Genomic DNA, 25,752 nt, shown 5'->3' with positions numbered 1-25,752 from the left:
CGCGCGGCCCCCCGCCGTGCGGCGCTACGCCCTACCCACTTTCCGGAGTCCCCATGCTGCTCGCAGCCGCGCCCGCTGCCGAGACCCCACCCCACACCGGTGGTCTGCTCGCGATCATCCCCGGCACCGCCGGTCTGCTGACCGTCGCCGCCCTGGGCATCGCCCTCCTCCTCTACCTGATCATCAAGGTCCGGCTGCAGCCCTTCGTGGCGCTGCTCGGCGTCTCCATAGCCGTCGGCCTGGCCGCCGGGCTCTCGGTCACCGAACTCTTCGGCACCGTCCAGAAGTCCGACGCCGTCTCGCTGATCGAATCCGGTATGGGCGGCATCCTCGGCCACATCGCGATCATCATCGGCCTGGGCACCATGCTCGGCGCGATCCTGGAGGTCTCCGGCGGCGCCGAGGCGCTCAGCTCCCGCCTCCTCGGCTTCTTCGGCGAGAAGCGCGCCCCGCTCGCCATGGGGCTGACCGGCCTGATCTTCGGCATACCCGTCTTCTTCGACGTCGGCATCTTCGTCCTGGCGCCGATCGTGTACGCGGCCACCAAGCGCAGCGGCAAGTCGATCGTGCTGTACGCGATGCCGCTGCTCGCCGGGCTCTCCATGACCCACGCCTTCCTGCCCCCGCACCCCGGTCCGGTGGCCGCGGCCGGACTGCTCCACGTCGACCTGGGCTGGGTCATCCTGATGGGCATCCTCGTCGGCATCCCGTCCGTGCTCGCCGCGTGGGCGTACGCCGCCTGGATCGGCCGGCGGATCTTCGTCCCCGTACCGCAGGACATGGTCGAGGCGGCGGAGGAGTCCCGGGAGGCGGTCGCCGCCGAGCAGCGGGCCGCGGGCGGCGGAGCCGGGGAGCGGCCGGTGGCGGTGAGCACGGTCCTCGCCATCATCGGTACGCCGCTGGTCCTCATCCTCTGCGCGACGTTCTCCTCCATCGCGCTGGACCCGAGCACCGGGCGTTCGGTCATCGAGTTCTTCGGCCACCCCTTCGTGGCGCTGACGATCGCCCTGTTCCTCGCGTACTACCTGCTGGGCATCCGGCGCGGCTGGTCCCGCCAGTCCCTGGAGACCGTCTCCACCGCCTCCCTCAAGCCGGTCGGCAACATCATCCTGGTCGTCGGCGCGGGCGGCGTCTTCGGCGCCGTCCTCAAGGGCAGCGGCGTCGCCCAGGCCCTCGCGGACGCCTTCGACAGCGCGGGCCTGCCGGTGATCCTGCTGTCCTGGCTGATCTCCGTGGTGCTGCGGGTCGCGCAGGGCTCGGCGACGGTCGCCATCGTCACCACCGCGGGCATCGTCTCCCCGATGCTGGCCTCCGGCCACTACTCGCAGGCCCATCTGGCGCTGGTCATCATGGCGATCTCGGCGGGCTCGATCTTCGCCTCGCACGTCAACGACGGCGGCTTCTGGATGGTGGCGAAGTACTTCGGGATCTCCGAGCGGGACACGCTCAAGTCGTGGACCGTGCTGGAGTCGGTGCTGTCGGTGGCGGGCTTCGCGGTGGCGGGCCTGCTGAGCCTGGTGATCTAGTGCCGCGTCAGCCAAGGTTCACCCCGCTCGCCGCCCTGGCACGGCCATCTGCGGCGTTGCCGAATCGACCGAGTAGGCCCACTACGAGGCCGATCCGGCGCCTTGCATCTGACCGCACCAGGACGCCTCGCTACCGGGCAAACCCTGACTGACGCGGCACTAAGGGCTGTCCCGCAATCCCCAGCGGGCTCCCGACGCCAGCTACGGCCACTCGCTGCGTTGTCGGGATCGCCCGAGTACGACCCGGTACGAGGACGACCCTCCGCCTTGCGATTGACCGCATCTGACGCCGCTCGCTGATCCACTGGGGATTGCGGGACAGCCCTTAGCCACGGATACGCCCCGGGGCGGGTCCGCGCCCCGGGGCTCCCCGGCCGGTCAGGCCGTCGCGCAGTACTGCGCTTCCTTGCCGATCGACCGGTACACGCAGTCCGCGTTCTCCAGCAGTTGCAGCACCGCGTCCCGGTTACGGCTCGTCTCGCGGTCGATCACCTCGTCCGGCGGGTAGAAGCCGCCGGCGCCGCTGGAGGACGGGTACATCTCGAAGGTGTACGCGAACACCTTCTGACTGCCCCACAGCCAGTCGTCGATCGTGCCGTCCGTGATGTAGAGGTCGCTCGACTGCTCGGGGGTGTAGCCGTTGCTCGCGGCCATCTTCTTGCCGATCGCGGCGAACGCGTCATGGTCGTCCTTGGTCATCCCGGTCGCGGTGTCGTCGTACGTCCACCCGAACGGCCACAGCACCAGCTCGCTGTAGGTGTGGAAGTCGATGGCGGCCTTGAGCTGCTGCTTGCCGCCCACGACCCGGCTGCGCGCGAAGTCCGCGACGACCTTGACCTCGGGGGCCGACTCGCCCTTGGCGCCGCGGTAGGTCTCCGAGCCCGCGGAGCCGGAGGAGCCGCCGCAGCAGCCCCACTTGTAGTCCCAGTTGCGGTTGAGGTCGGTGCCGATCGAGGAGGAGCCGGAGTTGGGCTGCCGGTTCTTGCGCCAGCTGCGGTAGCGGCCGGTCGCGATGTCGTACTCGCCGCCGTCCGGGTTGAGGTCCGGGACGATCCAGATCTCCCGGCCGTTCACGATGTCGGTGATGCGGGAGTCGGTGCCGTAGCCGTCGGTCAGCTGGTGCACCAGATACAGCGCCATCTCCACGGTGAGGTGCTCCCGGGCGTGCTGATGGTGGGTGAACAGCACCTCGGGCTCGGCCTCGTCGGTGGCCACGTTGTCGCTGATCTTCAGCGCGACGATGTTCCGGCCCTCGTACGACTTTCCGATGACGCGCTTGCTCAGAATGGTGGGGTACTTGGCTACGGCCGCGTCGATCTCGGCGTTCATCTCGGCGTAGTTGTGGTACTTCGCGTCCGCCGAGGGAAAGTCGAACGGCACGGCGTCCCGGCCCGCACCGCGATCGGCCGGGCCCGGCAGCGCGGTGAGCCGGTAGCCGAGCCCGCGCAACCGTCTGACCTGGGCTGGGTCGGCGGTGACGACGACGGAGCGGGCGTCGGTCTCATCGATGGAGACCCCGGTGGCGGCGACGGCGGAGCGCTGGGCGGGAGTGGCCGGGCCCGCGACCTCGTACTGGCGTACGGATTCATCGGCGGCGCGGGACGCCGGGCCGGAAGCCGCACCGGCCGAGGGGGCACGCCCGGAGGCCGGATCGTCGGCCTGGGCCGCGATCGGGGCGGCGAGGGCGAGGGACAACAGGGCGGCGAGGGCGGTCACCCGTCTGCCGCGGGTGCGAAGTCGCATACATGCTCCTGGGAGGTGAGAGGCGAGCGACTGCTGCGCCAGTGTTCGGCCATGCGCATGACATGGTCAAGGGCGGGAAATGGTCGAAGCCGAAGGAACTTCTCATCGAGGGAAGGAACCCCCCTGTGAACAGACCTCTCGTCGGCGCGCTCTCGGCCCTCTTACTGGGCGGGGCGACCCTCGTCGGCGTCGGCGCCGCCCCGGCGGCCGCCTCCTCCTCCCACCCCCGGGCCGCGCAGGCGGTCGACTTCGCCGGAACGGTCGCGCTCAGCAACTGCTCCGGCTCGGTCGTACGGACCGCGAAGTCCGCCGACACCGACCCCGCGCTCGTCCTCTCCAACGGCCACTGCCTGGAGAGCGGCTTCCCGAGCGCGGGCGAGGTGATCGTCGACCAGTCGTCGAGCCGCAGCTTCACCCTGCTGAACAGCTCCGGCGGGAACGCGGGCACGGTACGGGCGAGCAAGGTCGCGTACGCGACCATGACCGACACCGACGTCTCGCTGTACCAGCTGACCTCGACGTACGCCCAAATACAGCAGAGGTACGGCATCAAGGCCCTGCGGCTGTCCGACAGTCGCCCGGCCCAGGGCACCAGCATCAAGGTGGTCTCCGGCTACTGGAAGAAGATCTACTCCTGCACTATCGACGGATTCGCATATCGTCTTAAGGAAGGCGACTGGACCTGGAAGGATTCGGTCCGCTACACCTCCGCCTGTAACACGATCGGCGGAACGTCCGGTTCGCCCGTCGTCGACAGCGCGACCGGCACGGTCCTGGCCGTGAACAACACGGGCAACGAGGACGGGGCGCGGTGCACCCTCAACAACCCGTGCGAGGTCGACGAGAGCGGCGCGGTGACGGTCCGCAAGGGCATCAACTACGCCCAGCAGACGTACGGGATCACCACGTGCGTGACCACCGGGAACAAGATCGACCTCAGCCTCGCCGGATGCGCGCTGCCCAAGCCGTGACGCAAGTCGTGACATGAGCCGGTGCGCCCCGGCCTCCATGGCCTGGGCGCACCGGTATTCGTCGAACGACCGTGCTGGACGGGTGGGGCTACGGCAGGCCGTGGACGTGCGGGCCGACCGCCTTGGACCAGGCGTTGCCCGCCGCCGCGTCCCAGTTGGTGGACCAGGTCATCGCGCCACGGATGCCGGGGTAGGTCTTGGCGGGCTTGAAGCTGCCGCAGCCGGTGCCCTTGGCGAGGCAGTCCAGGGCCGCGCCCACCACGGACGGTTCGACATAGCCGGAGCCGGCGCCCTTGGGCGAGGCGGGGACGCCGATGCCGACCTGGGACGGGTCGAGGCCGCCTTCGAGCTGGACGCAGGCGAGGGAGGTGAGGAAGTCGACCGAGCCCTGGGCGTAGACCTTGCCGTCGCAGCCGTTCATCGAGCCGCTGTTGTAGTACTGCATGTTGACGACGGTGAGGAAGTCCTTGATGGCCAGGGCCGTCTTGAAGTACTCGGTGGACGTCGACTGCATGTCGATCGTCTGGGGCGCCATCGTCACCACGACATCGCTCTTCTCGTCGTGGACGGCCTTGAGCGCCTTGGCCATGTAGGTGCTGTTGACGCCGTTTTCGAGGTCGATGTCGACGCCGTCGAAGCCGTACTCGTCCATCAGGCCGGTGATGGAGGCGGCGAAGGCGTCCGCCGAGGCGTCGTCGGCGACCGAGACCGTGCCGTTCTGACCACCGACGGAGATGATGACGGACTTGCCGGCCGCCTGCTTGGCCTTGATGTCGTCCTTGAACTGCTGTTCGCTCGTGTAGCCGACGGCCGGGTCGAGGCGGAAGTCGACACCGCCCGGGGTGCCGGTGGCGTCCGCGAAGGCCACCGCGATGATGTCGTAGTCGTCCGGGACGTCACGCAGCTTCTGCACGGTCGCGCCGTTGTCGAAGTTCTGCCAGTAACCGGTGACGGCGTGCGCCGGTACGGCGGCGCCGGCCGCGTCGGCGGAGCCGGTGGACAGCGGTCCGCCGGCGGCGAGCGCGGCGACCGCCGCCACTCCGAGCAGCCTCTTCCTGATGTGTGCGCGTGCCACGACAGCCTCCGATGTGTGGGGGGAAGGGAGGTGGTGCCTGTGCGCGTCCAGGGGCCCCTGAGGCGTGCGACCAAGGTGGTCCAGACCAATGCGGTTGTCAAGACCATGGCGTAAATAGCTGGGTGGGGGCCGCGCGGGGGCCGCACCGTCACCAGGAGGGTGTAACGCAGAGGAACTGTTCTCTCACGCGGCTTTCGTGGATAAAGTGACGATGCACCAGCCAGGGGCAGTTCATGAACTGCGGCCGCCGCCGGTCGGCGACGACGTGAGACGGGGTAGCCGACGTGCCCACCGCGATAGCAGTCACCAGCCGTGAGCTGGTGCTTCCACCGCCCGACGGGCAGACTCCGTCGGCCGTAGTGCTGCGGCCGCCGGAGGAGCAGTCGCTGGACGACGCGCTCGCCGAGGTCGGGGCGCTCCTGGAGCACCAGGGTTATCTGGTGGCGCTCTATCCCGCCGCCACCCCGCCGCCCTTCATCCGCAGGCTGCACACCGTGCGCTCGGTCCTGGAGAGCGAACGGATGGCGCTGTGCCCGCTCGAACTGCCGCCGCTGGCCGTCGCGGTCATCGCCCGTCAGCTGCGGCAGCTGTCCGTCTCCGACATCAGCCCGGGCGTGCTGGCCTGTTCCGCCCGGCTGCTGGCGCACTACGTGCACGCGGGCGCGCTGCTCGGCAGCGTCGCCAAGCTGGACCGGGTGCCGGTGAGCCTGACCTCGCACGTCAAGTCCTGGATGCCGGGCGCCCAGTTCGCCGTGCTCGCGCACCCCGAGCCGCAGCTGGTCAAGGTGGGTGGGGGCGGCGCGCTGCCCGGGCCCGCCTTCGCCACCCACATGACCATCGCGCGCGGCCAGCTCACCAGCCACGGGCATGGGACGGCCCCGCGCGACGACTGGGTCAGCGGGGCGCTGGCGCCCTCCTGGGGCGTCGGGGACGTCCAGGAGGTGCCGTTGCCCGCCGAGTCGGCGCGTTGGTGGGGCACCGCGAAGCTGATCGAATTCGCGGCGGCCATCCCGGACCTCTCCGTGCTCTACCAACTCGTGGCGTCCGTACGGAAAGAGGAGTGCCACTGGTGCGGGTTCGAACTCATCGGGGACCGCTGCGCCTTCTGCTCCTGTCCGGTGCCGCGCGGCGATGAGATCCCCGCCCTGACCCAGTCCGCCGAGCGACCCGCCCTGACCAGCCGGTAAACGCCCCCACTCACGAGGTTGCCCGTCCATGAATTCTCGCCAGCGACGCGGAGTCATCCTGCTGGTCCTGTCGGTCCTGTGCGCCGGTGGCGCGTTCGCCGGGGTGCTCTCCGTCGTCAACGACGTGGAGTCGAAGGTCGGTCCCGAGACGACCGCGTACAAGCTGAAGGGGAACATCGAGGCGTATCAGGCGCTGACCGCGGGGGACTTCGAGAAGGTGTCGATGCCCGAGCGCTGGGTGCCCTCCACCGCCGTCACCGATCTCTCCGAGGTGCGCGGCAGGATAGCCGCGGCCAAGCTCAGCCGGGGATCGCTGCTCCAGACGGACATGATCGCCAACCGCCCGGCGCTGAAAGCCGGGCAGCAGGAGATCGCCATCATGATCGACGCCGCGACGGGCGTCGCGGGCAAGATCACCCCCGGTGCGAAGGTCAACATCTACGCCACCTTCGAGGGCAAGGCGCAGGGCGAGGAGTCCGTCTCCAAGCTGATCGTCGACGAGGCGGAGGTCATCGACGTCGGCAAGCTGTCCGCGCTGAAGCCGGACGAGGGCGACGAGCGGCGCGTGGACCAGGCGGTGCCGATCACCTTCGCGCTCGACACCAAGGACGCGCAGCGCGTCGCGTACGCCGAGTCGTTCGCCTCACACGTACGGCTCGCCCTGATCGGCCCGGGCGCGGACGCCCCCGTGGCGCCGCGCGACCGCACCTACACCCTCGACGGCGACAAATGACGGAGAAGAGTGAGGAGGTGCCGCGGTGACGATCAGAATCCTCCCGGCCGTCGGCGACCCCGACGCGGCCCGCGCCATCGGCGGGTTGCTCGGCCAGCTGCCCGGCGTCGAACCGTCGGCGCCGGTGGGCGACTCGACCCGGCTGCTGGACGCCCTCGCCGCGCTGGCCGCCGCCTCCCTGGAGGAGCTGCCGGAGGTCGTCCTCGTCCATGAGCGGATCGGCCCCTCCCCAGCCCTGGAGCTGATCCGCGAGGTGGCGCTGCGCTTCCCGGCGGTGGGCGTGGTGCTCGTCACCGGCGACGCGGGACCGGCCCTGTACTCGGCCGCCATGGACGCGGGCGCGCGCGGCATCGCGGGGCTGCCGCTGTCATACGACGAGCTGGCGGCCCGTGTCCAGGCCGCCGCCCAGTGGGCCGCCGGCGTACGGCGCCACCTCGGGGGCGGCGGCGACGTGGCCGCCACCGGGCCGGGCGGCACGCTGGTCGCCGTCGCGGGCGCCAAGGGTGGGGTCGGTACGACCGTCACCGCCGTCCAGCTGGCGCTGGCCGCGCGGGCGGCGGGCCGCACGGTCGCCCTGGTCGACCTGGACCTCCAGTCCGGCGACGTGGCCTCGTACCTCGACGTCCAGTTCCGGCGCTCCATCGCCGACCTGGCCCAGATCACCGACATCTCGCCGCGGGTGCTCCAGGACGCGGTCTTCACCCACCACACCGGGCTCGGGCTACTGCTCGCGCCGGGGGAGGGGGAGCGCGGCGAGGAGGTCACCGACCGGGCGGCCCGGCAGGTGATCGGCGCGCTGCGGACCCGGTTCGAGCTGGTGGTCGTCGACTGCGGTACGCAGATGACGTCGGCGGGCGCCGCCATCGTCGAACAGGCCGACACCGCGCTGCTGGTCACCACCCCGGACGTGGTCGCGGTGCGGGCCGCCAAGCGGATGGTGCGGCTGTGGGACCGGCTCCAGATCCGCAAGGCCGAGGAGACCGTGACGGTCGTCAACCGGCACACCCGCAGCGCCGAGATTCAGCCGCAGCTGGTCGCGCGCGCCACGGGTACGGCGGTGGCGCGGACGGCGATCCCGGCCGGGTTCAAGGAGCTGCAGCCCGCCGTCGACTCCGGCCGCATGCAGGACCTGGACGCCAAGTCCGCCGTCAAGCAGGCGCTGTGGGGGCTCGCCGGGGAACTGGGCCTGGTGGACGGAGCGCAGGGCACGCCCCCGCCCGGCCGCCGCGCCGCCCACCGGGGCGGGCACGGTCACGGCGGCCAGGGCACCCACGGCGGCCAGGGCTCCCAGGGCGGCGACCGCACGCTGCCCGGGCTGCGGCGGCGCCGTGCCATAGGAGCGGGGCAGGCCGACGACGGTGACGGGGGCGACGCGGGCCCGGGGACGGACGCGCTGAACGAGATCCCCCCGTCCGCCACCGGCCGCTTCCTGCGCAAGCGGGGCGGCGACCGCGGTCAGGTGACGGTGGAGTTCATCGGCGTCCTGCCGCTGGCGCTCATCGTGCTCGCGGTGGTCTGGCAGCTCGTCCTCGTCGGCTATACGTACTCGCTCGCGGGCAACGCGGCCGACAAGGGCGCCCGGGCGGGCGCGGCCAAGGGCGCCGCCGCCTGCCAGGCCGCGGCGCAGGACGACATCCCCGGCTCCTGGAGCGCGGAGATCGACTGCCCCGGCGCGGGCGACGGCACGGTGTACCGGTCGACGGTGAAGCTGAGCGTGCCGATTCTGTTCCCGGGCGCCGCCGACTTCCCGTGGACGGTGACCGGTGCGGCGGGCGCCGCGGACGAGACGGACACCATGGCGGGCGCGGGGCAGTGAGGGGGCGTACAGCGATGACCCGTTGGAGGACCGGACGCGACCGGGGCTCGGCGTCGATCGAATTCCTCGGCTTTCTGCCGATCCTGATCCTCGTCGCGCTGGCCGCCGTCCAGCTGGGGATCGCCGCGTACGCCGTCCAGCAGGCGGGCACGGCGGCCCGGGCGGCGGCGCGTACCGGCTCGCTGGACGAACCGGGCACCCCGGACACCGCCGGGAAGGCGGCGATCAGCGGCTGGCTGGCGGGCGGCACCAACATCAGCGGCGGCAGCTGCGGCGGCGGCGAGGCACAGGCGACCGCGACGGTGAAGATCCCCTCGGTCATCCCCGGCTTCGACGGCTTCGGCAGCGCGGAGAGGAGCGCCACCATGCCGTGCGACGACGGACAGCTCCAGGCGGCGGGAGGACGGCCATGAGCCTGCGGTCCCGGATCAACGCGCCCGAGGGGCCCGCGGAGGGCCGCCAGGACGGGCATCTCGTGGCCGTCTACCGCGCCAAGCTGCTGGAGGAGATCGACCTCGCGGAGATGTCCTCGCTGGCCGCCGCCGAGCGCCGGACCCGGCTGGAGCGCGTGCTGGGCCACATCATCAGCCGCGAGGGCCCGGTGCTGTCCACCGGCGAACGCTCCCAGCTCATCCGCCGGGTGGTGGACGAGGCGCTGGGCCTCGGCGTGCTGGAACCGCTGCTGGAGGACGCCTCCATCACCGAGATCATGGTCAACGGTCCGGACCAGATCTTCGTGGAGCGGGCGGGCCGGGTCGAGCTGGTGCCCGTCCGGTTCGCGTCCGAGGAGCAGCTGATGCAGACCATCGAGCGCATCGTCTCCACCGTCAACCGGCGGGTGGACGAGTCGAATCCGATGGTCGACGCCCGCCTGCCGTCCGGTGAGCGGGTCAACGTGATCATCCCGCCGCTGGCGCTCACCGGCGCCACCCTCACCATCCGCCGCTTCCCGCGCGCCTACACCCTCAAGCAGCTGATCGGCATGGGCACGCTGGACGAGCAGATGCTGATGCTGCTGGCGGCACTGGTGCGCGGCAAGTTCAACGTCGTCGTCTCCGGGCCCACCGGCTCCGGAAAGACCACGCTGCTCAACGCGCTCTCCGGGCTGATCCCGGACGGCGAGCGGATCATCACCGTCGAGGACGCGGCCGAACTCCAGCTCCAGCAGACCCATGTCATCCGGCTGGAGTCCCGGCCGCCCAACGTCGAGGGCAAGGGCCGGATCACCATCCGCGACCTGGTCCGCAACTCGCTGCGGATGCGCCCCGACCGCATCATCGTCGGCGAGGTGCGCGGCGGCGAGACCCTGGACATGCTGCAGGCCATGTCCACCGGCCACGACGGTTCGCTCGCCACCGTCCACGCCAACAGCGCCGAGGACGCGCTGATGCGGCTGCAGACGCTCGCCTCGATGTCCGATGTGGCGATCCCGTACGAGGCGCTGCGCGACCAGATCAACAGCGCCGTGGACTGCATCGTCCAGCTCGTCCGGCACGCCGACGGCTCCCGCCGGATCAGCGAGATCGCGCTCCTGGACAGCCACGGCCACGAGGAGTACCGCATCGCCACCGTCTGCCGCTTCGACGCGGCGCCCATGGGCGCCGACCGCATCGTGCACGGACGGTTCTCCTGCTTCCCGCTCCCGGAGCGGGTGGCGGAGCGGCTGCGACTGGCCGGTGAGGCGGTGCCGCCCGCCTTCGGGGTGGCCGCCTCCCCGGCGCAGCTGACCACGCGGGGCGCCGCGTACGACACGGGCGCGTACGGCGCGCGGGATGGGAGGTAGCCGGATGGACCGGCTCGCGACGCTGACCCTCGGTGCGACGCTGGTGTGCGGCACGCTGGGCGTCGCCGGGGTGCACACCTACGCCCGGGGTACGGACCGGCAGCGCGCGCTGATCGACCGGCTGTCGGAGTCGGGGGCGGCGGAATCGTCCCGGCGGCCGCGCCGCTTCGCCCGCGTGGACCGGCGGCTGCGCACCACCTCGGCGGGGCGGCGGCTGGAGCTGCGGCTGGCGGCGACGGGCCTGGACATCACCCCCGGCGAGTTCTTCGTCTACACGGCCGCGGCGGCGGCCGGGCTGTGGCTGCTGGCGGCGTCGCTGCTGGCGTCGTTCTTCGGCCCGATCGCGGCCGTCGTCGCCGTCTGGTCGGCGTTCGGGTTCCTTGGCTGGCAGCGGCAGAAGCGGATCGAACGGTTCATCAACCAGCTGCCCGAGCTGTCCCGCATCCTGGCCAACGCCACCCAGGCCGGGCTGGCGCTGCGTACCGCGCTGAGCATGGCGGCGGACGAGATGGAGGCCCCGGCGGGCGAGGAGCTGTCCAAGGTCTCCGACAAGCTGTCCGTGGGGCATTCGATCGACGACGCGCTGGGCGAACTGGCGGAGCGGCTGCCGTCGCGGGAGCTGGTGGTGCTGGTCACCACGCTGGTGCTGTCCAACCGCGCGGGCGGCACCGTGGTCAGCTCGCTGCGCAACCTCACCCACACGCTGGAGGAGCGCAAGGAGACCCGGCGCGAGGTCCGCACCCAGCTGTCCCAGGTGACCGTCACCGCGTATGTGGTGCCGCTGATGGGCATCGGGACGCTGCTGCTGATGAACCGGATCGCACCGGGTTCGCTGGACCGCATGACCGGGTCCATCTGGGGACAGGCCGCGGTGATCGGGGCGTTCGCCCTGTACGGGATCGGCTTCTTCCTCATCCGCCGCATGTCGAAGATCGACGTCTGACCGGGGTAGTGGGCATGGGTTTCGGAATGCTGCTGGCGCTGGCGGCCGGGCTGTCGGTCGCGGGCCTCGCGTACGGCATCGCGCTGTACCGCAGCGAGGCCAAGCTGCCGAGCGACCTCGCGGTCGCGCTGGAGGTCGGGGCGACCCGTACGAACGCGGTCGGCTCGGCCGTCGACCGGCTCGGCATGCGCTACGCCCCGCTGGTGCTGCGGCTGATGGGCGAGAAGCGGGTGGCCCGGGTGCGCCGCCGGATCGATCTGGCGGGCCATCCGGGCGGGCTGACGGTCGACCGGTACGCGGCCCGCCGGGCGGTGTACGGGATGCTCGGCTTCGGCGGCGCGCTGGTCATGCTGCTGAAGGGCCAGCTGCTGCTGGCGCTGCTGATGGTGGTGTTCGGGCTGTTCTGGATCGAGGTCGGGATCTGGGCGGCGGTGCGGGAGCGCAAGGACGCGATCGACCGGACCCTGCCGGACTTCCTGGACGTGCTGGCGGTCGTGGTGAGCGCGGGGCTCGGTTTCCGGCAGGCGCTGGACCGGGTGTCGGAGAAGTACGAGGGCCCCTGGGCGGATGAACTTCGCATCACACTGCGGCAAATGGACATGGGCGTCAGCCGGCGCCAGGCGTTCGAAGAACTGCGGAAGCGGAACGACTCCGAACAGGTCGCCCAGTTCGTCACGGCACTGCAGCAGGGCGAGGAACTGGGCGCTCCGATCGTCGAGACACTGATCGCCATCGCGAACGACATGCGCCGCACCGACGCCCAGAACGCCCGGCGCCGGGCCGCCCGCGCCGTCCCGAAGGCGACCATGGTCATCACCACCTTCATGGTGCCCGGGACGATGGTGCTGCTCGTGGCGGGGTTCTTCATCGGGTCCGGCACGGACTTCGGTTCGATCACGGGAGATTGACGGTCATTTGGGCGAATATGCTTCGCGATCGCAATCAGGTGTGGGACAGTCGTCGACGGTGAACTCCTCGGCGGCGGGAGGGGGTGAGACGGATGAGCCGCGGCGAACGTCCGCGCACAGGGTTCGAACACCGTGTATCGGGAAGGCAATCCCCCCTGGGACACTGTTCCGAGGCGACGGTTTCGGCGTACTTTGCTCGTGTCGCGAGCGACACCACGGGGGCCCAGTCGCCGGACCGGAGTGGGACGGCCACCCATGGAGGGGAACACGATGGGGAAGCGCGTTATGGGGAACGACCGGGGGCAGACCTCGATCGAGTACCTGGGGATCATTGCCGTGGTGGTCGCCATCGTCCTGGTGCTGTCGACGACGGACTTCGGAAGCATGATCGCGAACGCGATCTCCGACAAGATCTCCCAGGTCGTCGGCATCTGAGCGAGCGCGTGAAGGCTCGCGGATACCGCGACAGCGACACCGGGCAGGCCTTTCCGATCTACATCACCGCGGTCGCGGCCCTGCTCTTCCTCGCCCTCGCCTTCTTCGCGGTGGGCCAGGCCGGGGCCACCCGCAACGGCGGACAGACCGCCGCCGACGCGGCCGCCCTCGCCGCCGCCCAGGACTACCGCGACCAGTTGGGCACGGCGCTGCTGAAGGCCGTGACGGACGGCAGCGCGCTGGAGGACCTGCTGAACGGGCGGGGGATCGGCGCGACGGGCGCCTGCGACGAGGCACAGTGGTTCGCGGGCCAGAACGGCGCCGATGTGACGGACTGCAACGGGCCGGACTATCTGCCCACTTCCTTCACCGTCAAGGTCAAAACGCAGAAGCCGGTGGGCAAGACCGTCATCCCCGGTACGGAGCGCACGTACGGAGAAGCGACGGCCAAGGCGGTCATAGGTCCGCGCTGTACGCTCCAGCCGCCCGACGAGCCGACGGCCTCCCCGAGGCCGACTCCGCCGGGCGACGAGGACGGAAACGGCGGCGGGAACGGCGGCGGGAACGGCGGCGGGAACGGCGGCGGGGACGAGAAGCCCTCGGTGTCCCTGAGGTGCGACGGCAGGGACGTGACCATCGACCCGGCGCACCCGGAACTCTTCCCGGACGTCAAGGACCTGTTCTCCGTGCACCTTGCCGACTGAGCGACTGACGAGTAGACGAGCAAAGGACAGCGAGCGATGAGCATTCGGCACACGACGAAGGCCCGGAGGGGGGCTGCCGCGGCGGCGCTCGGAGCGGCCCTGGCCCTCGCCGTGGCCGGGTGCGGCAGCGGCGACGACGGAGGGAAGGACAGCGGCTCCCCGCAGAAGTCACCCGCGGTCAGGACCGACGACGAGCAGGGGGAGACGGAGCCCGCCGCGGACTCCAAGAAGGTCATCGGCGAGATGAAGGGGCCGAAGAACATCGTCGTCAGCCTCCACTCCGCGGTGCGCGACAGCGGCGGATTCGTCACCGTGAACGGCACGGTGACCAACCGCGGCAACCTGTTGTTCAACCCGGTCGACTGGCGCTCCACGGAGGTGGAGTTGGCCAAATCCCGTTCGTCCGTCTCGGGTGCGTCCCTCGTCGACGCGAAGGGCAAGAAGCGGTATCTCGTGCTCCGGGACACCGATGGCCAGTGTCTGTGCACCACCGGGCTGTCCGGGCTCAAGCCGAACGAGAGCCGCCCGTTCTTCGCGCAGTTCCCGGCCCCGCCCAAGAGCGTCACGGAGGTCGACTTCCAGCTTCCGACCATGCCCTCCGTCAGCATCAAGCTCTCCGGGTGAGCCCCGCCATGACGTCGACACGTACGACAGCCCGCCGCGCCGTACGGTACGGCCCGGCCCTGGCCGCCCTCGCGCTGGTGCTCACCACACCGACGCTCACCGCCCCGGCCCGCGCCGACAGCGGCCCCGGCGCCCCCGCCGACACCAGGCCGCCCGTCAAGCTCGACGCCGACGACCCCGATCTGCGGATGCCCGAAGGCGCCAGGCTCGCGGCCGGGCGGGTCCTGGACATCAAATCGGTCGTCGAGACGGACGACGGCGACGAGCGGCGCGAGGACACCAACACCAAGGTGAGCTTCGCCCTCCAGGCCGAGGTGCTGTTCGGCAAGGACAGCGCGAAGCTCGGCGCCGAGGCGAACGCCCGTATCCAGGACATCGCGGACGAGGCGAAGCGGCAGCACGCGAAGAGCGTGCGGGTCTTCGGCTTCACCGACAACCTGGGCTCGGCCGCGCACGGCCTCGAACTGTCCCGGAAGCGGGCCGACGCGGTGCAGCAGCGGCTGGCGGACAGCCTGGACTCCTCGGTCGCGTACCAGATCCGCGGCTACGGCGAGCAGTACCCGATCGCGGACAACGCGACGGAGGAGGGCCGCAAGAAGAACCGCCGCGTGGAGGTCAGCTTCCCGCGCGGAGCGTAGGGGTGCGCGGGGGGTGTTTCCCCCACCCCGCCCCTTCCCGACCCAAGGGCTCCGCCCCTGGACCCCGGCCACGAGCCACGGAGCCCCGCCGGGCCCGGGCCAGTGCCCCACCCCTTCGCCGCTTGAACGCCGACGCCCGGCGCGGGAGGCACCTCCCACCAGGGGGCCGGGGGCCGTGCCCCCGGTTCGGGGAGGGGCGGGGTGGGGGAGAGACCCCCGCCGAACCGTGCCGCATCATGGAGCACGTCGCCCCACCCCGCGCGGGAGTACCCCCTGAATACCACCGTCGCCGAGATCCTCGCCGTCACCCTCCTCCTCGCCGTACTGGCCTTCGCCGTCGCCCGCCCCCGCGGCTGGCCCGAGGCGGTCGCGGCGGTGCCCGCGGCCGCCGTCGCGGTGGCGACCGGGGCCGTGACACCGGCGGCGGCGTGGGAGGAGACCCGGAGCCTGCTGCCCGTCGTCGGGTTTCTGGCGGCCGTGCTGCTGCTGGCGCAGATGTGCGCGGACGAGGGGGTGTTCGAGGCGGCCGGGCAGGCCGTGGCGCGGGCCTGCCGGGGGCGTACGGACCGGCTGCTGGGCGGGGTGTTCGCGGTGGCGGCGCTGGTCACCGCCGTGCTGAGCCTGGACGCGACGGTCGTCCTGCTGACGCCCGTGGTGTTCGCGACTGCGACCCGCCTCGGCGCCCGCTCCCGGCCGCATGTCTACGCCTGCACCCATCTGGCGAACTCCGCGTCGCTGCTGCTGCCGGTCTCCAACCTCACCAACCTGCTCGCGCTGGAGGCGAGCGGACTGTCGTTCACCCGGTTCGCCCTGGTCATGGCCCCGGCCTGGCTGGTGTCGATCGCCATCGAATTCGTGGTCTTCCGCCGCTTCTTCGCAGCGGACCTGGCCGCCGGGACCGCGAAGCCGCCGCCCGCCGAGTGGCCGCGGGTGCCGGTGTTCGCGCTGAGCGTGCTGGGGCTGACCCTGGCCGGGTTCGTCGTGACGTCGCTGGTCGGGCTGGAGCCCGCGTGGGCCGCGGGGGCGGGGGCGCTGGTGCTCGCCGTACGGGCGGTGCGGCGGCGGACGACGACGGTACGGGGCGTGGTGGGCGCGGCGGGCCCGCTGTTCTGCCTGTTCGTGCTCGCCCTGGGCGTCGTGGTGCAGGCGGTCCTGGACAACGGCCTGGAGGCGGCGCTGTCCCGGGTGCTGCCGGTGGGCACCGGGCTGCTCACGCTGCTCGCGATCGCGGCTGTGGCGGCGGTGCTGGCGAACCTCGTCAACAACCTGCCGGCCACGCTGGCGCTGCTGCCGATCGCGGCCGGGGGCGGCCCGGGTCCGGTTCTGGCCGTGCTGATCGGGGTCAACCTGGGCCCCAACCTCACCTACGTCGGCTCCTTGGCCACGCTGCTGTGGCGGCGTATCGTCCGCCACCACGGGGCGGACGCCGACTCCGGGCTGGGCGAGTTCACCCGCCTCGGGCTGCTCACCGTGCCGACCACGCTGGTGGCGGCGACGGTGGCGCTATGGGCCATGCTGGCGACGCTATGAGGGACTCATGATCGTGCTCATCTGGATCGCCGAGGGCACCTGGCGGTCCGCCGTGGACGCCGCACGCGGTCAGCTGCCGGCCGAGGGCGACACCGAGATCCGCCTGCTGTACGTCACCGACGACCACGTAGCGGGCGCCGCGCACGGCGCCTTCGCGGGGCTGCTGGGCCGGGGCCGCCCCGGGCGGGATCCGGGCGACCGGGTGGAGGAGGCGGCGAAGGCCGCCGCGTCGGAGCTGCTGGACGCCGCCGCCGAGCGGCTGGACCGGCCGGTGACCCGGCTGCACCGGCACGGCCGGGTCGAACACGAGGTGGTGCGGGAGGCGGACGGCGTGGACCTGCTCGTCGCCGCACGTGACGGGGACCGCGACCGGCTGGGGCCGCACAGTCTGGGGCCCGCCGCGCGCTTCGTCGTGGACCACGCGCCCTGCGCCGTCCTGCTGGTGTGGCCCGCGGCAGCGCCCGGCATCGAGTCGCTGCCGCCACCGCCGCCCTGATCACCCAGGACCCTCGTAAGGTCAGAGGCGGGTCAGGACTCGATCCAGTTGTGCGCCTGGGCCAGCTCGATGACGCGCCGGCGCACCTGCTTGATCTGGTCGGCGGTGAGGCTGCCGCCCATGTCGACCAGCGTCTCGGTCAGCTCCTGCCGGAACTCGCCCACGGAGAGCACATCGCACATGGTGTCGTCGCCGGAGTCCGGCCCGGGGGAGGACCGCACGATGGGGGCCGCGGCGCGCTCCAGGATGCGGACCTCGGACGCCTTGGGGCCCTTGTCGCCGTACTCGGGGATGAACCGCACCTTCGAACCGGGCTGGAACAGGTGCTTCTCGTCCAGGAGGTCGTTCGCGTGCATGAACACGTCCTCGCCGCCGTCGTCCGGGGCGATGAAGCCGTAACCGCGAAACTCGTCGAACCGCAGAATCTTGCCCGTCGTCGTCAACGTGCCACCCCTACCCCTGTACCTCTACCTCATGTACCTCATCGAACAGCGAGCTCAGCGTACATAAGGCGGCTGAGCCGAAGAAGGGCCGGGGTCGAGAGCGACCCGGGTGCCCCGCCGCAGGCCCCAGCGCTCCATCGCCCCCGCCTCCGCCTCCAGGACGTGGCGCGCTCGCGGCCGCGGCAGCCCGAGCCGCCCGGGGCGCAGGGTGGTGACGGCCAGCACGGTCAGCCGCCGGTCGAGATAGGCGACGTCGATGGCGAAGCGCATCCGGAAGGTGTGCACCCCGCTCGCGGGGGTCAGCAGGATCGCGCCGGTCAGCCCGTCCCGGCCGAGCAGCCCGCGGGACCGGGCGCGGTAGGAGGCGGCGATCTCCAGCGGCACGTCGACCGGTACGTCGACCGGCACGTCGACCGGTACGTCGACCGGCACGCCGGGCGGTACGTCGACCGGTGTGTCCCGCAGCACGCGCAGCGTTCCGGTGCCGTCCCGCCAACGGCCCATGCCCGTCCCCTTCACCACCGTCGTCCACCCTTGGGATGAGTGTTCCACCAAGCGGTCCCCCGGGCCCGCCGCTTCCGTAGGCTCGGGCCGTGCAACCGCTGCTGATCGCCCTCGCCGCCGCGTACGGTGCCGCCGCCGGGCTGCTGGTGCCGCGTCCGCTGTACCGGCTGGCGGTCGAGCCCGAGGAGCCGTGGCGCGCGGACTGCCCGCGCGGGCACGCCCTCACCGGCCCGGCCCGCGGCTGGCTGGGCCCCGCGCGCTGCCCCCGGTGCGGGGACGGCGGGCGGCGGTACGGCCCGGGACCGGCGCTGCCCGCCCTGCTCACCGCGCTGGTGTGCGCGGTCCTGGCGGCGGCCACCGGGGTGCGCCCCGAGCTGGCGGTGTGGCTGCTGCTCGCCCCGCCCGCGGTGCTGCTGGCCGGGGTGGACCGGGCGGTGAACCGGCTGCCGGACGTGCTGACCCTGCCGATGGCGGGCGCCGCGGCGGCGCTGCTCGGCGCCGTGGCGCTGCTGCCGCACAGCGCCGGGTCCTGGCCGCGGGCGCTGCTGGGCGGGGCGGTGCTGGGCGGGGCGTATCTGGTGCTGTTCCTGATCAACCCGCGCGGCATGGGCTTCGGCGACGTCAAACTGGCGCTGACCCTCGGGGTGGCCCTCGGCTGGTACGGCTGGGCGGTGCTCTTCTGGGGCGGGTTCGCCGGGGTGCTGCTGGGGTCGCTGTACGCGATGGCCCTGGTCCTGGCGCGGCGAGCGGGCCGCGGGACGCCGCTGGCGTTCGGCCCGTTCATGATCCTCGGTGCGGGCGCGGGGCTGGTACTGGGGGCGCTCGGCACCGGATGACGCCCCACCCGATCGGCGCCGCGCGCATCCTCACCCCCGCCGATGCATGGACAACCGCTCACGAAGGGTTATGGTGGAAACCCCCCCTCGGGCCGGTCCGTACTCCCCCCCACGGACCGGCCCGCTCTATTACGGGGTCAGCGCCCTGCGCGAGCGGAACCCAGCCCGCGCGGACCGTCACCCACCGTGACCAGTGCGGGGATCGCGTACGGCCCCGTACGTCTGTCCGGTCGTCCGAAACCCCGTCCGACCGGCTCGGTTAGCCACCCCCGCCGCCCCGCAGTAGGGTGCTGCCCTTGGGGCGGACAGCCATGGCGAGCCATGCAAAGCACTGAGGGGCTGGAAGACGTGAAACTGCGCGACCTGGTGTACGGGCTCTACGCACGCCGGGTGGAAGGTCGCCTCGACCACGACCAGGTGCCCAAGCACATCGGGGTCATCCTCGACGGCAACCGCCGCTGGGCACGCGCCTCCGGCGGCACCACCGAGCAGGGTCACCAGGCGGGGGCCAGCAAGATCCGGGAGATGCTGGGCTGGTGCAGTGAGACGGACGTCGAGGTCGTCACGCTGTGGATGCTCTCCACCGACAACCTGGACCGCCCCGAGAAGGAGCTGAAGCCGCTCCTGAACATCATCGAGGGCGCCGTGCGCGACCTGGCCGCCGACGGCCGGTGGCGGGTGCACCACGTCGGGAACCGGGATCTGCTGCCCTCCCGTACCCAGACGGTCCTCAAGGAGGCCGAGCGGGACACGGAGCACGTCGACGGAATACTGGTCAACGTCGCCGTCGGCTACGGCGGCCGCCAGGAGATCGCCGACGCGGTGCGCTCGCTGCTCCTCGAGCACGCCACCAAGGGCACGTCCTTCGAGGAGCTGGCCGAGGTCGTCGACATCGACCTCATCGCCGAACACCTGTACACCCGTGGTCAGCCCGATCCGGACCTGGTGATCCGCACCAGCGGCGAGCAGCGGCTGTCGGGCTTCATGCTGTGGCAGAGTGCCCATTCGGAGTATTACTTCTGCGAGGTTTTCTGGCCCGCGTTCCGGAAGGTCGACTTCCTCCGCGCCCTGCGTGACTACGCGGCGCGGCACCGCCGCTACGGCAACTGATCGCCTTATCCCACAAAGCAGTTCACCGGCCGGGGCCGGACGCGAGACGGCGTCCGGCCCCGGCCGCCGTCTCGCGTCGCTCGTTCCACAACGTTCATGTACGGGCCGTCATATGCCGTTGCATGGCCGCGCACCTTCGAGGGAATATCCCTTCCAGGTCGACGCCCTGTTCCACTGTCCAGTGGGTGTCGAACTGCCAGCGGACGGCATCGGGCCGTTCGCCCGGGAGGCCCTTTGCACACGGACGACTGTGCGGATCGTGCGTATGACGCGGAGGGCCGGCGCTCGGCCCGTTCCGTGGAGCCTGAGCCCGGTCCGCTCCCCGTCTACGGCGGGGACGCCTCACTCCCGCGACGCCGTCGCACCCCAACCTCTCCCGAGGGGGTTCGTCCACCCGTGGTGACCAGCAAGAAACGCCGCGAGCACGACCGGCGCACCTATGTCCTCGACACCAGCGTCCTGCTTGCCGACCCAGGCGCCATGGCCCGTTTCGACGAGCACGAAGTCGTGCTGCCGGTCGTCGTGGTCACGGAACTGGAGGCCAAGCGGCACCACCCGGAACTGGGGTATTTCGCCCGGCAGGCGCTGCGCCTGCTGGATGAGTACCGCATCCGGTACGGCCGTCTGGACGCTCCGATTCCGATCGGCGACCTGGGCGGCACCCTGCGCGTCGAGCTCAACCACTCCGACCCGGGAATCCTCCCCGCGGCCTTCCTGACCCACGGGGGCCGGGTGGGGGACAACGACGCGCGGATCCTCGCCGTCGCCCGGAACCTGCAGGCCGAGGGGTACGACGTCACCGTCGTCTCGAAGGACCTGCCCCTGCGCATCAAGGCGTCCTCGGTGGGGCTGCTCGCCGAGGAGTACCGCGCGGAGCTGGCGATCACCGACTCGGGCTGGACGGGGATGGCGGAGCTGGCCGTCTCCGCCGAGCAGGTGGACGACCTGTTCGCCGCCGAGACCGCGTACATCCCCGAGGCGGCCGAACTGCCCGTGCACACCGGACTGGTCCTCCAGTCGGAGCGCGGCAAGGCGCTGGGCCGGGTCACCCCGGACGGGCAGGTGCGGGTGGTGCGCGGCGACCGGGAGGCGTTCGGCATCCACGGGCGCAGCGCGGAGCAGCGCATCGCGCTGGATCTGCTGCTGGACCCCGAGGTCGGGATCCTGTCGATGGGCGGCCGGGCCGGTACGGGCAAGTCGGCGCTCGCGCTGTGCGCGGGCCTGGAGGCGGTCCTGGAGCGGCGGCAGCACCGCAAGGTGATGATCTTCCGGCCGCTGTACGCGGTGGGCGGCCAGGAGTTGGGCTATCTGCCCGGCAGCGAGGCCGAGAAGATGAGCCCGTGGGCTCAGGCGGTCTTCGACACGCTGTCCGCGGTGACCAGTTCCGAGGTGATCGAGGAGGTGGTGGAGCGCGGCATGCTGGAGGTGCTTCCGCTCACCCACATCCGCGGCCGGTCGCTGCACGACGCCTTCGTGATCGTCGACGAGGCGCAGTCGCTCGAACGGAACGTCCTTCTGACCGTTCTGTCCCGAATCGGCGCCAACTCCCGCGTGGTGCTCACCCATGACGTGGGGCAGCGTGACAACCTCCGCGTCGGGCGGTACGACGGGGTGGTGGCGGTGGTCGAGAAGCTGAAGGGGCATCCGCTCTTCGCGCACATCACCCTCAACCGCTCGGAGCGATCGCCGATCGCGGCCCTGGTGACCGAAATGCTGGAGGACGGCCACATCTGAGCCGGTTGCGTCCGGTACGTCGGCAACGCGCCGCACGGGAAGGCCAAAGAGCCTAACTGTGCGGCGCGTTCACGCGCGTGGATTTCCAGAAAACCTAGGGCGTAAACGGGGTGTGAGCTTTCGCACCTCCCGGGGAATTGCCTTCCGGTATGCGTGTCCGGCAGTGTGTGGGTTCTGTCAGGCCCCGCATACGGCACACCAGTACCCCCAGCGGTACAGAACCACAGCAGTACCAGAACTGAAGAGAGTTCGCCGTATGCCGCCCGAGCACCTTGCGGCCCTCCCTCGGGAGGACGCACCGGGCCAGCGCCTCCCGTGACCAGCCGTACCCGTCGAGCAGTACCGGGGACGGAACAAGGGGAGGCCAGCGTCAGGGGCACGATTGGCGCCCGCGAGGTCACCTAAGCGGGCGATGCTGGAAGGAAACCGAGTGAGCCGGATTTCGGTCCGGGGATTCGCAGTGGCCTCGGCCACCGCGGTCACCACTGTGGGCGCCGTCGTCGGTGTCGCCGCGGGTGGCGGGCAGCAGCAGAGCCCGTCCGACCCGATCGAGGCGACCGCCGCCGACTCGACGCTCCTTGCGGACATACCCGCCGGCCAGCAGGCCGTGGCGCAGACAGCATCCCTGACGCAGCAGGCGGACGTGCAGTCCACCGCAGCCGACGCGGAGGCTAAGAAGTCCGCTGAGGAGGCGGCCCGCAAGCAGGCAGCCCAGGACGCGAAGGCCAAGAAGGCCGCCGCGGACAAGGCGGCCGCCGAGAAGCTGGCGAAGGAGCGCGAGGCAAAGAAGAAGCAGGAGATCGCGAGCCGTTCGGCGACGCGTGACTCCGGTGCCTTCCCGGTCAAGGCCTCGTACACCATCAGCGAGGTCCAGGCCATGGCCCGGCAGATGATCCCGGGCGACCAGTTCCAGTGCTTCAGCAACATCGTGGACCACGAGAGCGGCTGGAACTACCAGGCCACCAACCCGTCCTCGGGTTCGTACGGTCTGGTGCAGGCGCTGCCCGCGTCCAAGATGGCCTCGGCCGGTGCCGACTGGAAGACCAACCCGGCCACGCAGATCAAGTGGGGCCTGGGCTACATGAACGACCGCTACGGCAGCCCGTGTGAGGCCTGGTCGTTCTGGCAGGCCAACAACTACTACTGATCGGCCCGGGCCTTCCGGCCGCTCGGTAACAGAGCTTCGCGAAACCCCCGTCCGCCAGGTCGGGGGTTTCGTGCGTCCGGAGCCGGTAACGTCATGCCGACGACCACGGGGGAACCGGGGGTAGGGAAAGCCGAAATGTCCAGATTGCCAGAGTGGGTCGGCAGGTTGGGGGCCGGTCTGACCCGGCTTGCCGCGCGGCTCGAACACGAAGAGGCCGCGGCACGGGGTGACGAGGGCGGCGGAGGGGCCGGCCGGCCGCCCGGGCCTGCCGGAGGCCCGGAGCCGTCATCCCACCGCCCGGAGTCACCGAGGGAGCCGCACGCGCCCGGCGAGGCGCACACCCCTGGCGAGCCGCACGCGCCCGGCGAGGCGCAGCCGGGAGAGCCCCACGAGCCGCCGAGTGAAGGGCGGGCGCCGGACGAGCCGCAAGAGCCGTCCGGAGTGCCCAGCGTGCCCGCCCCGCCCTCCTACGCCCCCGCCGTCGCGCCCCGGCCCGAGCCGGCCGAGGCCGTCCCCTGGGGCGTGCGCGTCGCCGCCGAGGCCGGATGGCGGCTGCTGGTGCTGGCCGGGACGGTCTATGTGCTGATGCAGGTCATCAGCTCCGTCCAGCTGGTCGTGTTCTCCTTCACCATCGCCCTGCTCATCACGGCCCTGCTGGAGCCCACCGTCACCCGGCTGCGCAACCGGGGCGTCCCGCGCGGGCTCGCCACGACCATCACCTTCATCGGCGGCTTCATCGTCATGGGGCTGGTCGTGTGGTTCGTGGTCTGGCAGGTCATGGAGAACATCGACGAGCTGTCCAACAAGCTCCAGGCCGGTATCGACGATCTGCGGCGCTGGCTGCTGCACAGCCCGTTCCACGTGACGGAGAAGCAGATCAACCACGTCGCCAAGAGCCTGCGCGAGGCCGTCGGTTCCAACACCGAGGAGATCACCTCGGCCGGGCTCGAAGGCGTCACGGTCGTCGTCGAGGTGCTGACCGGCATCCTGCTGACCATGTTCAGCACGCTGTTCCTGCTGTACGACGGGCCGCGGATCTGGCGCTGGACGCTGGGGCTCGTCCCCGCGGCGGCCCGGCCGGGCGTGGCGGGCGCGGGTCCGCGCGCCTGGGCCACGCTGACCGCCTATGTGCGCGGCACGGTGATCGTGGCCCTCATCGACGCGATCTTCATCGGTGTGGGGCTGTTCTTCCTCGACGTGCCCATGGCCGTGCCGCTCGCCGTCTTCATCTTCCTCTTCGCCTTCATCCCGCTGGTCGGTGCGGTGGTCTCCGGCGCGCTCGCCGTCATGGTGGCGCTGGTCACCCAGGGCGTCTTCACGGCGGCGATGGTGCTGGTGGTGGTGCTGGCGGTGCAGCAGATCGAGGGGCATGTGCTGCAGCCGTTCATCCTCGGCCGCGCGGTGCGGGTCCACCCGCTCGCCGTGGTGCTCTCGGTCGCGGGCGGCTCGCTGATCGGCGGCATCGGCGGCGCGGTGGTGGCCGTACCGCTGGTGGCGGTCGTCAACACGGTGGTCGGCTATCTGCGCGCGTACGGCGGCGAGAGGGCCCTGCGCGCCGCCCCGCGCCCGCACGGCGCGACGGTAGTGGCGACGGCGCCGGTCCGGCGCCCGGGTGAGGACGGCGCGTAACTCCCGTGGCCACGAACGCGAAGGGGCGCCCCACCGGACCGGTGGGGCGCCCCTTCGCATTCGTGGGCGCAGTCGTCAGCCGCCCGCGGCCAGGACGCCCTCGGCGTCCAGGGTGGCGCCGACCGCCTGCAGCACCGCGGCGATCTTGAAGGCTTCCTGGACCGTCTCGCGGTCCACGCCCGCCTTGCGGAGCACCTGCTCGTGCGAGTCCAGGCACATGCCGCAGCCGTTGATCGCGGAGACCGCGAGCGACCACAGCTCGAAGTCGGTCTTGTCCACGCCCGGGTTGCCGATGACGTTCATCCGCAGACCCGCGCGCAGGTTGCCGTACTCCGGGTCGGACAGCAGGTGCCGGGTCCGGTAGTACACGTTGTTCATCGCCATGACGGCGGCCGCCGACTTGGCGGCGGTGTACGCCTCGGGCGACAGGTTGGCCTTGGCCTCCGGCTCCAGCTCGGTCAGCACCCGCGGCGAGCGCGAGGCGATCGCGCAGGCCAGTACGGTGCCCCACAGCTGCTGCTGCGGAAGCTCGGAGTTGCCGATCACCGAACCGAGGTTCAGCTTCAGGTCCTTGGCGTAGTCCGGCAGGGCGGACTTCAGGGCGTCGAGTGCCATGTCAATTCACCTCACTCGCCGGAGAGGAGCGCGACCGGGTCGAGGGTGTCCTCGCCCTTGCTCCAGTTGCACGGGCACAGCTCGTCGGTCTGCAGGGCGTCGAGCACCCGCAGGACCTCCTTGGGGTTACGGCCCACGGAACCGGCCGTCACCATGGTGAACTGGATCTCGTTGTTCTGGTCCACGATGAAGACGGCGCGCTGCGCGAAGCCGTCCTCGCCCTCGATGCCCAGGTCGCGCATCAGCTCGTGCTTGGAGTCCGCCATCATCGGGAAGGGCAGGTCACGCAGGTCGGCGTGGTCCTTGCGCCAGGCGTGGTGGACGAACTCGGAGTCGCCGGAGAAGCCCAGGATCTGGGCGTCACGGTCCGCGAACTCCTCGTTCAGCTTGCCGAAGGCCGCGATCTCGGTCGGGCACACGAAGGTGAAGTCCTTGGGCCATGCGAAAACGATCTTCCACTTGCCCTCGTAGGTCTTGTGGTTGATCTGTTCGAACTCCTGCCCGCTCTCCAGCGAGACGCAGGCGGTCAGGTCGAACTCGGGGAACTTGTCACCGACAGTGAGCACGTTTCTCCTTGCAGCTTTCGCGTGGGAGGGACCCCTTTGTGAGGGTTTCCCGGGGT

General features: G+C 71.3%; 26 protein-coding genes. 20 read left to right on the top strand and 6 right to left on the bottom strand.

Features of this window, described 5'->3' with window-relative positions:
- Window positions 1-53: 53 nt before the first annotated feature.
- Complete coding sequence (locus tag ASC60_RS08140; RefSeq protein ID WP_055548259.1) at window positions 54-1,526, top strand: GntP family permease; 1,473 nt, start codon at window positions 54-56, stop codon at window positions 1,524-1,526.
- Window positions 1,527-1,904: 378 nt separating this feature from the next.
- Here ASC60_RS08140 and ASC60_RS08135 read toward each other — a convergent pair whose 3' ends face one another.
- Window positions 1,905-3,269: a M14 family metallopeptidase gene (locus ASC60_RS08135; RefSeq protein WP_079038253.1), complete on the bottom strand. Its 1,365-nt coding sequence runs from the start codon at window positions 3,267-3,269 to the stop codon at window positions 1,905-1,907.
- A 125-nt stretch (window positions 3,270-3,394) separates the two neighbouring features.
- Between ASC60_RS08135 and ASC60_RS08130 the strand changes: the two genes are divergently transcribed.
- Window positions 3,395-4,240 carry a serine protease gene (locus ASC60_RS08130; RefSeq protein ID WP_055548255.1) on the top strand — a complete coding sequence of 282 codons (846 nt, stop codon included), beginning with the start codon at window positions 3,395-3,397 and terminating at the stop codon, window positions 4,238-4,240.
- A gap of 88 nt (window positions 4,241-4,328) precedes the next feature.
- On the opposite strand, the gene ASC60_RS08125 is transcribed toward ASC60_RS08130, so the two are convergent.
- The gene (locus tag ASC60_RS08125) at window positions 4,329-5,315 is read right to left on the bottom strand and encodes a chitinase (protein ID WP_055548253.1); all 987 of its coding nucleotides are present in this window, start codon (window positions 5,313-5,315) and stop codon (window positions 4,329-4,331) included.
- Window positions 5,316-5,599: 284 nt separating this feature from the next.
- On the opposite strand from ASC60_RS08125, the gene ASC60_RS08120 reads away from it, so the two are divergent.
- The 13 genes from ASC60_RS08120 (at window position 5,600) to ASC60_RS08060 (ending at window position 17,112) form a co-directional block, all read left to right on the top strand.
- Window positions 5,600-6,502, top strand: coding sequence for a hypothetical protein (locus ASC60_RS08120; protein ID WP_055548251.1), 903 nt, complete (start codon window positions 5,600-5,602; stop codon window positions 6,500-6,502).
- A gap of 28 nt (window positions 6,503-6,530) precedes the next feature.
- The gene (gene cpaB, locus ASC60_RS08115; protein ID WP_055548249.1) at window positions 6,531-7,235 is read left to right on the top strand and encodes a Flp pilus assembly protein CpaB; all 705 of its coding nucleotides are present in this window, start codon (window positions 6,531-6,533) and stop codon (window positions 7,233-7,235) included.
- A gap of 25 nt (window positions 7,236-7,260) precedes the next feature.
- Window positions 7,261-9,051 carry a P-loop NTPase gene (locus tag ASC60_RS08110; protein ID WP_055548247.1) on the top strand — a complete coding sequence of 597 codons (1,791 nt, stop codon included), beginning with the start codon at window positions 7,261-7,263 and terminating at the stop codon, window positions 9,049-9,051.
- A 14-nt stretch (window positions 9,052-9,065) separates the two neighbouring features.
- Window positions 9,066-9,464, top strand: a complete 399-nt coding sequence (locus tag ASC60_RS08105; RefSeq protein ID WP_055548245.1) for a TadE/TadG family type IV pilus assembly protein — start codon at window positions 9,066-9,068, stop codon at window positions 9,462-9,464.
- A complete protein-coding gene (locus ASC60_RS08100; RefSeq protein ID WP_055548243.1) occupies window positions 9,461-10,834 on the top strand; it encodes a CpaF family protein in 1,374 nt (457 codons plus the stop codon). The genes ASC60_RS08105 and ASC60_RS08100 overlap by 4 nt, the downstream gene beginning before the upstream one ends.
- Before the next feature lie 4 nt (window positions 10,835-10,838).
- On the top strand, window positions 10,839-11,777 hold the full coding sequence (locus ASC60_RS08095) for a type II secretion system F family protein (RefSeq protein WP_199830889.1): 939 nt from the start codon (window positions 10,839-10,841) through the stop codon (window positions 11,775-11,777).
- A 14-nt stretch (window positions 11,778-11,791) separates the two neighbouring features.
- Window positions 11,792-12,685, top strand: coding sequence for a DUF5936 domain-containing protein (locus ASC60_RS08090; RefSeq protein WP_055548240.1), 894 nt, complete (start codon window positions 11,792-11,794; stop codon window positions 12,683-12,685).
- A gap of 270 nt (window positions 12,686-12,955) precedes the next feature.
- On the top strand, window positions 12,956-13,120 hold the full coding sequence (locus tag ASC60_RS42105) for a hypothetical protein (RefSeq protein WP_199830888.1): 165 nt from the start codon (window positions 12,956-12,958) through the stop codon (window positions 13,118-13,120).
- An 8-nt stretch (window positions 13,121-13,128) separates the two neighbouring features.
- Entirely contained in the window at window positions 13,129-13,824 is a 696-nt protein-coding gene (locus ASC60_RS08080; RefSeq protein WP_079038252.1) for a pilus assembly protein TadG-related protein, read from the top strand.
- Between the two features lie 36 nt (window positions 13,825-13,860).
- Window positions 13,861-14,448: a hypothetical protein gene (locus tag ASC60_RS08075; protein WP_055548236.1), complete on the top strand. Its 588-nt coding sequence runs from the start codon at window positions 13,861-13,863 to the stop codon at window positions 14,446-14,448.
- 8 nt (window positions 14,449-14,456) lie between these two features.
- Window positions 14,457-15,086, top strand: coding sequence for an OmpA family protein (locus tag ASC60_RS08070; protein WP_055548235.1), 630 nt, complete (start codon window positions 14,457-14,459; stop codon window positions 15,084-15,086).
- A gap of 273 nt (window positions 15,087-15,359) precedes the next feature.
- Complete coding sequence (locus ASC60_RS08065; RefSeq protein ID WP_055548777.1) at window positions 15,360-16,616, top strand: SLC13 family permease; 1,257 nt, start codon at window positions 15,360-15,362, stop codon at window positions 16,614-16,616.
- A 7-nt stretch (window positions 16,617-16,623) separates the two neighbouring features.
- Window positions 16,624-17,112 (top strand): universal stress protein, encoded by a 489-nt coding sequence (locus ASC60_RS08060; RefSeq protein WP_055548233.1) that lies wholly within the window; start codon window positions 16,624-16,626, stop codon window positions 17,110-17,112.
- Window positions 17,113-17,144: 32 nt separating this feature from the next.
- On the opposite strand, the gene ASC60_RS08055 is transcribed toward ASC60_RS08060, so the two are convergent.
- Together ASC60_RS08055 and ASC60_RS08050 are read right to left on the bottom strand one after the other, a co-directional pair.
- The gene (locus tag ASC60_RS08055) at window positions 17,145-17,555 is read right to left on the bottom strand and encodes a cold shock domain-containing protein (protein WP_055548231.1); all 411 of its coding nucleotides are present in this window, start codon (window positions 17,553-17,555) and stop codon (window positions 17,145-17,147) included.
- 54 nt (window positions 17,556-17,609) lie between these two features.
- On the bottom strand, window positions 17,610-18,059 hold the full coding sequence (locus ASC60_RS08050; protein ID WP_055548229.1) for a DUF192 domain-containing protein: 450 nt from the start codon (window positions 18,057-18,059) through the stop codon (window positions 17,610-17,612).
- Between the two features lie 89 nt (window positions 18,060-18,148).
- Between ASC60_RS08050 and ASC60_RS08045 the strand changes: the two genes are divergently transcribed.
- From ASC60_RS08045 to ASC60_RS08025, 5 genes are all read left to right on the top strand, one after another.
- On the top strand, window positions 18,149-18,895 hold the full coding sequence (locus ASC60_RS08045) for an A24 family peptidase (RefSeq protein ID WP_055548227.1): 747 nt from the start codon (window positions 18,149-18,151) through the stop codon (window positions 18,893-18,895).
- Window positions 18,896-19,243: 348 nt separating this feature from the next.
- The gene (locus tag ASC60_RS08040) at window positions 19,244-20,005 is read left to right on the top strand and encodes an isoprenyl transferase (RefSeq protein WP_055548225.1); all 762 of its coding nucleotides are present in this window, start codon (window positions 19,244-19,246) and stop codon (window positions 20,003-20,005) included.
- Window positions 20,006-20,401: 396 nt separating this feature from the next.
- A complete protein-coding gene (locus tag ASC60_RS08035) occupies window positions 20,402-21,739 on the top strand; it encodes a PhoH family protein (protein ID WP_055548223.1) in 1,338 nt (445 codons plus the stop codon).
- A 430-nt stretch (window positions 21,740-22,169) separates the two neighbouring features.
- On the top strand, window positions 22,170-22,886 hold the full coding sequence (locus ASC60_RS08030; protein WP_055548221.1) for a transglycosylase SLT domain-containing protein: 717 nt from the start codon (window positions 22,170-22,172) through the stop codon (window positions 22,884-22,886).
- A gap of 135 nt (window positions 22,887-23,021) precedes the next feature.
- Entirely contained in the window at window positions 23,022-24,515 is a 1,494-nt protein-coding gene (locus ASC60_RS08025) for an AI-2E family transporter (RefSeq protein ID WP_079038251.1), read from the top strand.
- Between the two features lie 75 nt (window positions 24,516-24,590).
- Here ASC60_RS08025 and ASC60_RS08020 read toward each other — a convergent pair whose 3' ends face one another.
- Both ASC60_RS08020 and ASC60_RS08015 read right to left on the bottom strand, forming a co-directional pair.
- On the bottom strand, window positions 24,591-25,130 hold the full coding sequence (locus ASC60_RS08020; RefSeq protein WP_055548218.1) for an alkyl hydroperoxide reductase: 540 nt from the start codon (window positions 25,128-25,130) through the stop codon (window positions 24,591-24,593).
- 11 nt (window positions 25,131-25,141) lie between these two features.
- Window positions 25,142-25,696: a peroxiredoxin gene (locus ASC60_RS08015; RefSeq protein WP_055548216.1), complete on the bottom strand. Its 555-nt coding sequence runs from the start codon at window positions 25,694-25,696 to the stop codon at window positions 25,142-25,144.
- Window positions 25,697-25,752 lie beyond the last annotated feature (56 nt).

Source organism: Streptomyces sp. NBRC 110028 (assembly GCF_001417735.1).
Classification (GTDB): Bacteria; Actinomycetota; Actinomycetes; order Streptomycetales; family Streptomycetaceae; genus Streptomyces.
This window is presented reverse-complemented; position numbering and strand designations above follow the sequence as displayed.

Excerpts from the sequence above, each read along its gene's own strand:
- ASC60_RS08140 (WP_055548259.1), top strand. The coding sequence starts at position 54 with ATGCTGCTCGCAGCCGCGCCCGCTGCCGAGACCCCACCCCACACCGGT.
- ASC60_RS08135 (WP_079038253.1), bottom strand. The coding sequence starts at position 3,269 with ATGCGACTTCGCACCCGCGGCAGACGGGTGACCGCCCTCGCCGCCCTG.
- cpaB (WP_055548249.1), top strand. The coding sequence starts at position 6,531 with ATGAATTCTCGCCAGCGACGCGGAGTCATCCTGCTGGTCCTGTCGGTC.
- ASC60_RS08105 (WP_055548245.1), top strand. The coding sequence starts at position 9,066 with ATGACCCGTTGGAGGACCGGACGCGACCGGGGCTCGGCGTCGATCGAA.
- ASC60_RS08100 (WP_055548243.1), top strand. The coding sequence starts at position 9,461 with ATGAGCCTGCGGTCCCGGATCAACGCGCCCGAGGGGCCCGCGGAGGGC.
- ASC60_RS08095 (WP_199830889.1), top strand. The coding sequence starts at position 10,839 with ATGGACCGGCTCGCGACGCTGACCCTCGGTGCGACGCTGGTGTGCGGC.
- ASC60_RS08090 (WP_055548240.1), top strand. The coding sequence starts at position 11,792 with ATGGGTTTCGGAATGCTGCTGGCGCTGGCGGCCGGGCTGTCGGTCGCG.
- ASC60_RS42105 (WP_199830888.1), top strand. The coding sequence starts at position 12,956 with ATGGGGAAGCGCGTTATGGGGAACGACCGGGGGCAGACCTCGATCGAG.
- ASC60_RS08075 (WP_055548236.1), top strand. The coding sequence starts at position 13,861 with ATGAGCATTCGGCACACGACGAAGGCCCGGAGGGGGGCTGCCGCGGCG.
- ASC60_RS08070 (WP_055548235.1), top strand. The coding sequence starts at position 14,457 with ATGACGTCGACACGTACGACAGCCCGCCGCGCCGTACGGTACGGCCCG.
- ASC60_RS08060 (WP_055548233.1), top strand. The coding sequence starts at position 16,624 with ATGATCGTGCTCATCTGGATCGCCGAGGGCACCTGGCGGTCCGCCGTG.
- ASC60_RS08050 (WP_055548229.1), bottom strand. The coding sequence starts at position 18,059 with ATGGGCCGTTGGCGGGACGGCACCGGAACGCTGCGCGTGCTGCGGGAC.
- ASC60_RS08025 (WP_079038251.1), top strand. The coding sequence starts at position 23,022 with ATGTCCAGATTGCCAGAGTGGGTCGGCAGGTTGGGGGCCGGTCTGACC.
- ASC60_RS08020 (WP_055548218.1), bottom strand. The coding sequence starts at position 25,130 with ATGGCACTCGACGCCCTGAAGTCCGCCCTGCCGGACTACGCCAAGGAC.